Genomic DNA, 10175 nt, shown 5'->3' with positions numbered 1-10175 from the left:
TGGAAAGAAACGGGCATTTGGGCCGACCCATATGTGCAAAAATGCGCATCACGCCCGCGTGAGGGGTGTTGCTGTGCGATTTTCCGCCAGCACTCGGAAAAGCCACGTGAAATCAGAGGCTTGGCCCTGTCACACCGCTCACACCCCCGTGACGTTACGAAAGAAACCGCGCGCGCGGGCGAAACCTCGCACCGATCACAAGTTTCGTGAGCGGGACATCAGGCAAAACCACCTGCCACATACGCACGACACCCGCACGATACGCACACCGCAGGACCGGAAAGCCGGGGACAAAGCGAGTCGGAAGGGGGGACGGGGGGTCAGGCCCGGTGTGCGCCTGCGGCAAGGTCTGCGACGTAAGACAGGATCTCCGGAACCGGTTTACCTTCTTCCACGAGCTTGACGATTGCGGAGCCGACCACGGTACCGTCGGCAATGGCCGCGATGCTCTGGGCCGACTCCGGGGTCTTGATGCCAAACCCGACGATCACGGGCAGATCGGTGGCCGATTTGATCCGCGCCACTTCGGGGGCGACGTCTGCGGCCTGCGCTTCGGCGGCGCCGGTGATCCCTGTGATGGAGACATAGTAAACGAAGCCGGACGTGTTTTGCAGAACCTTCGGCAGGCGCGCATCATCGGTCGTCGGGGTGGCGAGACGAATGAAGTTCAGCCCCGCCGCCTGTGCCGGGATACACAGTTCCGCGTCTTCTTCGGGGGGAAGGTCCACGATGATCAGCCCGTCAATGCCTGCGTCCCTGGCCTGCTCCAGGAAAGTCTCCACGCCGCGCGCGTATATCGGGTTGTAATACCCCATCATCACGATGGGCGTGCTGTCGTCCTCTTTGCGCAGAGCGCGCGCGATGTCGAGTGTCTTGTCCAGGGTTTGGCCTGCCTCGAGCGCGCGCTGACCGGCAAGCTGGATCGTGCTGCCATCGGCCATGGGGTCAGTAAAAGGCATGCCGAGTTCGATAATGTCGACACCCGCGCCAGGCAGCCCCTTGACGATCTCGACCGAGGTCTCGAAATCCGGATCACCGCCCATCACATACGCCACGAAGGCTTTCTTCTGCGCGGCCCTGAGCCTGGCAAAGGTGTCGTCGATCCGTGTCATGGTGTCTCCGCGTGTGTTTCAGCGGTGTTTGGACAATCTTTCGCGGGAAATCAATGGCACGTCGTCCTGCCGAAGACAGGATCGGTTGCACCGCTTCGCCCCGCACCCTAGAAGGCGGCAGGATTTTTCGAAGGATCATGTCATGGGCTTCAAGATGGGGATCGTCGGGCTGCCGAATGTGGGCAAATCGACCCTGTTCAATGCGCTAACGAAGACGGCGGCAGCGCAGGCCGCGAACTTTCCGTTTTGCACGATTGAGCCCAATGTCGGGGATGTTGCGGTTCCGGATGCACGAATTGACAAACTTGCGGAACTCGCCGGATCCAAGCAGATCATCCCGGCGCGAATGACCTTTGTGGACATTGCCGGACTGGTCAAGGGAGCGTCCAAGGGGGAGGGTTTGGGCAACCAGTTTCTTGCAAACATCCGGGAAACCGATGCGATTGCCCAAGTTCTGCGGTGTTTCGAGGACGGCGATGTCACTCACGTCGAAGGGCGTGTGGACCCGCTGGCCGATGCCGACACGATTGAAACCGAACTGATGCTGGCTGACCTTGAAAGCATCGAGAAGCGGCTGGTGAACATCGTGCGCAAGGTGCGGGGCGGCGACAAGGAGGCCGTGCAGCAGGAGCGGTTGTTGAAAGCGGCCCAAGCGGCGCTCGAAGAGGGCAAGCCGGCGAGAACGGTAGAGATCGACGCGGAAGACGCGCGCGTCTGGAAGAATCTGCAACTGCTGACGACCAAGCCGATCCTTTATGTCTGCAACGTTGACGAAGGGTCCGCAGCGACTGGCAACGCGCATTCCCAGGCGGTCGCGAAGATGGCGGCGGAGCAGGGCGCGGCGCATGTGATCATTTCGGCGCAGATCGAGGAAGAGATTGCCCAGCTGGACGCCGATGAAGCCGAGATGTTTCTGTCCGAGATGGGTCTTGAAGAAGCGGGGCTCGACCGGCTTATCCGTGCTGGATATGCGCTGCTATCGCTTGAGACATATTTTACCGTGGGACCGAAAGAGGCACGCGCCTGGACCATTCGCGCCGGAACGCTTGCGCCGCAGGCTGCTGGGGTCATTCATGGCGACTTTGAGCGCGGGTTCATCCGGGCTGAAACCATTGCTTATGACGATTACATCGCGCTCGGCGGTGAAAGTGCGGCGAAAGAGGCGGGCAAGATGCGGGTTGAAGGTAAGGGCTATACCGTCAAGGACGGTGATGTTCTGCATTTCCTTTTTAACGCATGACGCGCCTCGCACGCTGGCAGGGCTGTGCCGCCCCCGACGCCGTCGCGCATGAAGGGCGCTACGTGCGCCTAGAGCCGCTTGATTGGTCCGTTCACGGAACCGGCCTGTCGACTGCCCTCGTCGGACCTGAGACAGATGCGTTATGGACCTATCTGCCCGCGGGCCCTTTCCAGACGGCTCGCGCGTTTCAAGAGTGGCTTGATGCGGCCCGAAGTGCCGATGGCGACTGGCTCACTTTTGCCGTCTTGCCCGAAGATGGAGCCGCGTTCGGCATGATGTCCTTCATGCGTCAGCGGCCCGATCAGGGAAGTATCGAGGTTGGCTGCATTGCCTACGGCGCGTCGCTTGCGCGGACAAGGGCTGCGACAGAGGCGGTGTTTCTTCTTGCGCGGCACATCTTTGACGATCTGGGCTACAGGCGTTTTGAGTGGAAGTGCAATGCCCGCAATGCTCCGTCACGGCGGGCTGCAGAGCGGCTCGGGTTCTTGTACGAGGGCACGTTTCGCAACGATCAGGTGGTAAAGGGGCGCAATCGCGATACCGCCTGGTATGCGATGACCGACGGGGATTGGCCGGATGTGCGGGACCGGTTGCAGGCCTGGCTCAGGCCAGAGAATTTCGATCCGCGAGGGTGCCAAAGACAAAGGCTGTCACGCGCAACGACCTGATCGCCGCTACGGGGAAGTGTTTTTCCGCCCAATCATTGACCTTACGGCTGGGATGATTAGGCAGAGGACAGATGTTCATGTCAAAAGGGCGCACCCGTGTCAGAAGACGTCAAAACCTCACACCTGCCTGACTTGCCGTTCTATGTAACGCCAATGGGTGAGACAGACACGTTGATGATTTTCATGATCGTGTTCGTGCTGGTCCTGCTGGTTCTCGGAGGCGTGTTTTACCTGCACCTGCATTCTGTTCCCGACCGGATGGCACACAAGGCCAACAGCACCCAACTTCAACTGATCGGTATCCTGACGCTAATCGCCCTTCTGACCCACAACAACATTTTCTGGATCGCGGCGATTATCCTTGCCGCCCTCAATCCGCCGGATCTGATGACCCCGATACAATCCATCGCGCGCTCTTTGCAGCGCATGTCCGGCACCGCGCCTCAAGACGTTCCAACGCTGGCGGAAACGGCTGCGGAGGAACCCGATCCAGCGCCTCGGAAAGCGTCCGATCATGCTTGAACTGACCATCTGTTCGCTGTTGACGATCCTGCCGGATTACCTCTATCGCTCGCGCGTCCAGGGGAAGCGGATCGGGCATGAGATTACCCTGTATTCGGTCTGGTTCGAGCTTCGCTGGGGGATCACGGGGTGCGTGCTGTTGACCACCACGTTGATCACGATGATCTTCTATTTTCACCCCTCTACCTCTCAGATCGTTTCAGTATTCCGGACGGTGACGATCCTGCCGGAAACACCGGGGCGCGTGGTCGAGGTGCTGGTCGCCAATGATGATCGCGTCGAGGCCGGGCAGGTCTTGTTTCGGTTGGATGATGCGGTCGCGAGAACCAACCTGGAGACTGCGCAGGCCCGGCTGGCCGAGATCGATGCGTCTGTCACCGTGGCCGAGGCGCAGCTGGCGGCGGCGAACGGGTCGGTGGACCAGGCACAGGGCGCTTTGACCGAGGCGGAGCAGGAGTTCCGCGCGCAGTCGGAACTTCTGGCGCGGGGCTCCGGCGCCGTCAGCGTGCGCCAGGTCGAGGAACTCGGAAATGCCGTTGATGCCGCGCGGGGGGCGTTGCAGGCCGCGGTGGCGGGTCGTGATGCCGTGCAGGCCCAGCTTGACGAAGCTCTGCCCGCGCAACGCGTCACCGCTCTAGCCGCGCTGGATCAGGCGCAGGTTCTGCTGGACCAGACCGAGGTGAAAGCCGGCGTCGAGGGGCGCGTGGAACAGTTCGCCCTTCGCCCGGGCGATTTCGTCAGCGCGATCTTGCGTCCTGCGGGGATCCTCGTGCCGGACGTGGAGGGGGACAGGGAATTCGTCGCGACGTTTGATCAGATTTCAGCACAGGTTGTGCAGGTCGGTTCGGTCGCGGAAATGACTTGCCTGGCCAAGCCATTCGCGATCATTCCGATGCGCGTCACCGATGTGCAGCCCGAAGTGCCATCGGGTCAGTTCCGCCCCACAGACAACCTGCTGGATGGCACGTTGCAACGCGCACCCGGTCGCTTCGTTGCGCAACTCAAGCCGATCTGGCCGGAACAGGTCGCGGATATTCCCCGCGGCGCGAATTGCTTCGGCAACGTTTACACAGTTCCGCCGCACGGATCCGGCGCGTTGATGCATATCGTCGGGACGACTGGTGTCGTTCATGCCGCGGGGCTGAGATTGCGCGCACTCCTCCTGCCGGTCCGTACCCTCGTGTTGACGGGCGATCACTAGGCCCGGCAAGCCGGTTTTTCACCTTGCCCCCCCGACGCGCGCCCGCTACACCCACCAGCGGAGACGTGGCCGAGTGGTCGAAGGCGCTCCCCTGCTAAGGGAGTAGGCGGGAAACCGTCTCGAGGGTTCGAATCCCTTCGTCTCCGCCACCCATCCCTTTTATCTGATGTTGTTTGACTGCTAGTTGGCTCCCAGGATCCTTGTATATATGGTGGAAAGGCCTGTGAACCTTTTCGTTGGCTTTCACCCGCTTTTCCCCATATATTTTCGTTGTGTGGTATTATTCGTGGTATATTTGAATGGCGGCGCTGGGTGGCAAACTGACCAGGAAGTTGGTGGAGAATCTCGGGCCGGGGCGGCACGGCGATGGCGCCGGGTTGTATCTGGTCGTTGATCCCTCCGGTGCGCGGCGCTGGATTGTGCGGGTGACCGTCAAAGGACAGCGCAATCGCAAGGGTGGGCCCCTGCGTACGGACTTCGGTTTAGGCGGCGCGGATGTCGTCACTCTTAATCAAGCGAGGGAGCGGGCGTTGGAATACCGGCGCATGGCGAAGTCGGGCCTTAACCCGCGTTTCAACGCGCAGCGCGAAGTGCCGACCTTCGAGGAACTTAGCCGTCAGGTGCATATCGACCGCCTGCCGACGTGGAAAAACGCCAAGCATGGTCAGCAATGGCTGAACACGCTGCGAGACTATGCTTTCCCCAAGATCGGGCGCATGCCTGTCGACAGTATCGACCAGCCCGAAGTGCTCATGTGCCTTTCGCCGATCTGGACTGAGAAGCATGAGACGGCCAAGCGCCTGGCACAGCGCATGAAGACGGTTCTGGATGTGGCGCGGGCTTCAGGCTTTCGCAGCGGTGAGAACCCTGTCACTGCGGTCAAAGAGGCAGGTGTTCTGCCTAAGGTCAAAGCCAAGGTGGCGCATCTCGACGCGATGCCGTGGCGCAATGTCCCTGCCTTCTATGCTGAGCTTGAACTGCGAAGCGCCATGGCGGCGAAGGCGCTGCAGTTCACGATCCTGACCGCATGCCGCACGTCCGAAATCCTGGAAGCGCGTTGGGAAGAGTTCGACACAGAGGCGCGGCTTTGGACTATCCCAGCGGAGCGTATGAAGGGCGGGGTAGCGCATCGCGTTCCGTTGACAGATGAGATGGTGCGCATCCTTGATCAAATGCGCCCAATGGCTTCCGACTATTTGTTTGAGGGGCAGAGGCGGCACCAACCGCTGTCGAACATGTCGATGCTGATGCTCCTGCGTAGGATGGGACGGGAGCAGTTCACGGTGCATGGGTTCCGAAGCTCGTTCCGCGATTGGGCGGCAGAGTCTTCAGGTGCGCCGCGCGAGGTGGCAGAGGCTGCCCTCGCGCATCAGGTCGGCTCCGAAGTGGAGCGCGCCTATGCGCGGTCGGATTTGCTGGAGCGGCGGCGGGCGCTGATGGCGCGCTGGAGTAGCTTCGTGATTGTGGAGGGAGAGGCTTGAACGAGGTGCTGGCGGTTGTCGAACTTGATGAAGAGGAACTCAAGTTTCTCGATGACTTCAGAGCTGCGTTGAGCGAGCCTGTTCTTGAAGACCGTCTACACGCCATCCGCGCTTTTCGACATTTGGTAACGGCTGAACGGCTTGCGGATTTATTTGCCTCGGAGCGATATGCCGCTGAGGCTGGCCCGCAGGATTATCCATTTGTTCGATGGGCGGCGGAAAGCGCGGCTGTAAGGCACGAAGCGATAGACTACCTGACAGAGATCGCGGACCGATACAAAAAGGGAAATGAGCGCAAGCTCAACGTCGCCGAACAACTCGGTCTTGAGATCATGTTTTCCGTAACTGACGAACGGTACGGAGGATTATACACCAAAAGCGGACTGATCGAGCGACTCACGCATCTCGCAAAGAAAAAGGGAATCCGCGGAGCGCAGGATAAAGATGTGGTTCGAAAGCTTTGGCAGAAGTATCGGGGCGTTACGCATCTGGGTATGGCAGACTTCACGCGTAAAGTCGCGCCTGATTGCAACATGCACATACTCGAGATGGCTGAGAACTACCGTCAGCTCCTGTCCACGCACTGCCCTAGGGGCACTAACGAACCCTATGTGCCAGAGTCTGAGCAGATAAAGTTTGTAAATATTTCAAGAACTAAGGGTCCCCGATATCGAAATCGGGGACTGCCTTTCTTCGACGAATAGCGACATCCATTCGGTGTAGGCGACTACAACAAAAGGAAACGCACTCATGTCTGATCTGTTTGAAAACAATCGCAACTATGTCTTGGGCGATCCCGAGCTTGATGTCATTGGCGATCGCGAAAAGCTGGCCCAATGGCGGCACAGGAATGTCGGGCCCGCGTATTACAAGCTGGGCCGGAAGATCGTCTACCGGGGATCTGACCTGAACGCCTGGGCGGCGCGGCATCGCTGCGATCCACAGTTAGACCCGCGCTCCTGAATCCCTGACAACTTCCTTCAGCACGCACGCACCAGAGCTCTTTGAGCTCTGCGTCGGGAGTGGATGATCGTGTCACGCTCATACAGAGGCGTTCGGCTCAAACAGAACCGGGTCTATTCTGTCGAGGACCTGATGAACGCTTACGCCGTCAGCAGAAATACAGTGTCGAACTGGGCGAAGGCCGGTCTCGTCCCCTCCGTCAAAGGCCGTGTCCATATCTTCCGGGGCGCCACGGTTGTCGCCTTTCATCACGCGCGTCGTAGCCGGACGAAGCAGAACCTGCGTCCTGGCGAGTTCAAATGCACCGAATGCAAGAATGCGGTCTTCCCATCCAAGGAAACGATCAGCTGCGGATCCGCGAAATCAGGCGGGCTACTACTCGAAGCGACGTGCCCGGAGTGTAATGCGCACCTCTTCAAGTTCGGAACGAAGGCTGATTTGGCCCCGATCAACCAGACTCTCGATCCCAATACCACCGGGGACTCCGCACACGAAGAAAACACCTTGGTCCTCGGTGGTATTGGGATTGAAAGTGTGATCACGCCCTCGCCGAACGATGCGCTGATTTATCGTTGGCAAGCCTATGCAGGTAAGTTCAGTGAAAAGACGCAGGATCGACATCTGTCCGCGATCCGCCAGTTCGAAGTATTCCTCGGCAATAAGGCTTTCAAAAAGCTCACTCTCGCGGACTGCCACAAGGTGCGTGATCACTTCAAAGCGTCTCTGAAGCCTGACGCGGTGGAGCGTAAGTCAAAGTCTACCGTACAGCACAGCGTGTCTCATCTGAGGGACTTTCTCGACTGGCTCTGCAAGCAAGAGGACTATCGTCATCTGCCTGCGGACCTGCCCGACGCGCTGGAACTCCCTCGCGCTGTCTATGCCAAAGCCTTACCGCGAGATCGCAAAGATTATCCTTCGGTTGAAGAAGCAGAACAGCTTCTGATCCAGATGCCTTCGCGATCCGTCGGTGACCTACGCAACCGCGCGCTGTTTGCATTGGCTTTTCTCGGTGCCCTACGGGCCGATACTCTCAGCTCATTGCGGCTTCGCAACATTGACTGCGACACACGCCTGATTGTCCAGAACGCTGAGATCGCTCGTGCCAAAAACGGCAAGAGCCTAAGGGTCAAATGGTTCCCGATTAACGACACATTCCAAGCAGCTGTGAAAAAGTGGGTTACGTTGATGGAACAAGGGGGTTTTGGGCCAGACGACGCGCTCTTTCCGCCGCTGGACGCGTTCTACCATTTCCAAAAAGCGGGAAAGTACCTCGGCAAAGCCGTCCCCGTTATGACCTCCACTCACGCTATCACTGAGGCGTTCCGCGCCGCCTGCTCCTCTCACACCTCGACCTACACGCCACACTCTGTAAAGCACACGATATCGTCCGAGCGCGACCGCAGGCCGCTCACAGCAGAACAACGCAAGGCCTGGTCTGAGAACATGGGTCATGAAAACGAACAGATCACTGAAAGGCACTACGGGAAGCTCAGCGACGAACAAAGGTTCGAGCTCTTAGAAGTTGTCGAAACCGAAACGTCTCTCGCTAGCATCGATGCGATCCCAAATGACGTGAAAATCGAATTATTCGACAGGGTAATCGCGGAAATGCAAAAACGTCGTGTAATCCGCGATGGATAACAGTGGTTCTGGGCGGCAAACGGAAGTTCGCTGCGGATGCTAAGACACATTGTGCGTACCTTAGAAGCCGACATTCATATTCTATCACTGGTGACCTTCCCCCCGATATCCGGGCCATTGCGAACTGGAATTTTCCACCTTTGAATGGATGAAGGAGGAAGACCCATGAAGCGGAAGCGCTTTTCTGAAGAACAGATCATCGGCGTGCTGAAAGAGAGCGAGGCTGGTGCGAAGACGGATGACATCTGTCGGCGTCACGGCATCAGCTCGGCGACATTCTACAGCTGGCGTAAGAAGTATGGCGGGATGGATGCATCTGAGGCCAAACGGCTGCGTGAGTTGGAAGTGGAGAACGCCAAGCTTAAGCGGATCGTGGCGGACCAGATGCTGGACATGACCTCGATGAAGGAACTTCTGGCAAAAAATTGGTAACGCCCATGGCTAAGCGCAAAGCCGTGGGGTTTCTGATCAGCGAGCTGGGTCTGAGCGAACGTAGGGCCTGTCGGATCGTCGGGCTGTCCCGGTCGGTGCAGCAATATCGACCACTGCCGAAGAACGATGAGGCTGCGATCAAGCGCATGAAAGAACTGGCGTCTGAGAACCGGCGCTATGGCTATCTGCGCCTGCACGCGATGATGCGACGCGAAGGCTTGGTGGTGAACCACAAGCGCACGTACAGGCTTTACACCGAGCTTGGCTTGCAGGTTCGGACGAAGAAGCGGCGCAAGCTGCCTAGGCGGGATCGTGTCGCACCCACGGTGCCAGAAAGACCGATGCAACGATGGTCCTTGGACTTCGTCGGCGACCAGTTGGCTGACTGCCGCCGGTTTCGGGTGCTTAACATTGTCGACGACCACAACCGGTTCTGTCCCGGCCAAATCGTCGATGTGTCGATCCCTGGGGCGCGCATGGCGCGCTTTCTGGACGACTTGGCACTGCGTGTCGGGCTGCCGGCAGAAATCGTCCTCGACAACGGCCCAGAAGGGACCAGCAAGGCCATGTTTGACTGGTCAGAGCGGACCGGCGTGCGTCTGCGGTTCATCGAGCCAGGAAAACCAGTGCAGAACGCCTTCGTCGAAAGTTTCAATGGCAAGTTCAGAGACGAATGTCTGAACCTCCACTGGTTCCGATCCCTCCGTCATGCGCGCGAAGAAATTGGAAGATGGCGAAATCACTACAACACCAAGCGCCCTCATTCGGCGCTCGGATATCTATCACCAACGGAGTTCCTGATGAAAACCACCGCGCCAGCGCTTGAGACTCTTGCGGTCTCCACGCTGCCGCTCAACACTGAAACCCAACCGGAAGATTCCAGATCAAACCGGCCCTAACGACGGGGGAAGGTCA

General features: G+C 58.9%; 10 protein-coding genes and 1 tRNA gene. 10 read left to right on the top strand and 1 reads right to left on the bottom strand.

Annotated features, from left to right (window positions below; genetic code table 11):
- Positions 1–320 precede the first annotated feature (320 nt).
- Positions 321–1112 carry a tryptophan synthase subunit alpha gene (gene trpA / locus ACP15N_RS19465; protein WP_425093979.1) on the bottom strand — a complete coding sequence of 264 codons (792 nt, stop codon included), beginning with the start codon at positions 1110–1112 and terminating at the stop codon, positions 321–323.
- 142 nt (positions 1113–1254) lie between these two features.
- Between trpA and ychF the strand changes: the two genes are divergently transcribed.
- The 10 genes from ychF to ACP15N_RS19415 all read left to right on the top strand — a co-directional run bounded on the left by ychF (position 1255) and on the right by ACP15N_RS19415 (position 10159).
- On the top strand, positions 1255–2352 hold the full coding sequence (ychF, locus tag ACP15N_RS19460; RefSeq protein WP_425093978.1) for a redox-regulated ATPase YchF: 1098 nt from the start codon (positions 1255–1257) through the stop codon (positions 2350–2352).
- Positions 2349–3020 (top strand): GNAT family N-acetyltransferase, encoded by a 672-nt coding sequence (locus tag ACP15N_RS19455; RefSeq protein WP_425093977.1) that lies wholly within the window; start codon positions 2349–2351, stop codon positions 3018–3020. Before ychF ends, ACP15N_RS19455 begins: the two co-directional genes overlap by 4 nt.
- Before the next feature lie 96 nt (positions 3021–3116).
- Positions 3117–3542, top strand: coding sequence for a hypothetical protein (locus ACP15N_RS19450; RefSeq protein ID WP_425093976.1), 426 nt, complete (start codon positions 3117–3119; stop codon positions 3540–3542).
- Positions 3535–4743, top strand: a complete 1209-nt coding sequence (locus tag ACP15N_RS19445) for an HlyD family secretion protein (RefSeq protein ID WP_425093975.1) — start codon at positions 3535–3537, stop codon at positions 4741–4743. The genes ACP15N_RS19450 and ACP15N_RS19445 overlap by 8 nt, the downstream gene beginning before the upstream one ends.
- Positions 4744–4802: 59 nt before the next feature.
- Positions 4803–4892 (top strand) — tRNA-Ser (locus tag ACP15N_RS19440).
- 150 nt (positions 4893–5042) lie between these two features.
- Positions 5043–6224, top strand: coding sequence for a tyrosine-type recombinase/integrase (locus ACP15N_RS19435; protein ID WP_425093974.1), 1182 nt, complete (start codon positions 5043–5045; stop codon positions 6222–6224).
- Positions 6221–6928: a hypothetical protein gene (locus ACP15N_RS19430; RefSeq protein ID WP_425093973.1), complete on the top strand. Its 708-nt coding sequence runs from the start codon at positions 6221–6223 to the stop codon at positions 6926–6928. Before ACP15N_RS19435 ends, ACP15N_RS19430 begins: the two co-directional genes overlap by 4 nt.
- Positions 6929–6974: 46 nt before the next feature.
- On the top strand, positions 6975–7187 hold the full coding sequence (locus ACP15N_RS19425; RefSeq protein WP_425093972.1) for a MerR family transcriptional regulator: 213 nt from the start codon (positions 6975–6977) through the stop codon (positions 7185–7187).
- Positions 7188–7319: 132 nt separating this feature from the next.
- A complete protein-coding gene (locus ACP15N_RS19420) occupies positions 7320–8828 on the top strand; it encodes a tyrosine-type recombinase/integrase (RefSeq protein WP_425093971.1) in 1509 nt (502 codons plus the stop codon).
- A 165-nt stretch (positions 8829–8993) separates the two neighbouring features.
- A protein-coding gene (locus tag ACP15N_RS19415) for an IS3 family transposase (protein ID WP_425092124.1) occupies positions 8994–10159 on the top strand; the annotation gives its coding sequence in 2 pieces (ribosomal slippage) (positions 8994–9246 and positions 9246–10159; 1167 coding nt in all).
- Positions 10160–10175: the final 16 nt, after the last annotated feature.

Source organism: Tropicimonas sp. S265A, from assembly GCF_049800835.1.
GTDB lineage: Bacteria > Pseudomonadota > Alphaproteobacteria > Rhodobacterales > Rhodobacteraceae > Dinoroseobacter.
The sequence above is the reverse complement of the archived record's forward strand: the minus strand, read 5'-3'. Positions and strand labels throughout refer to the sequence as shown.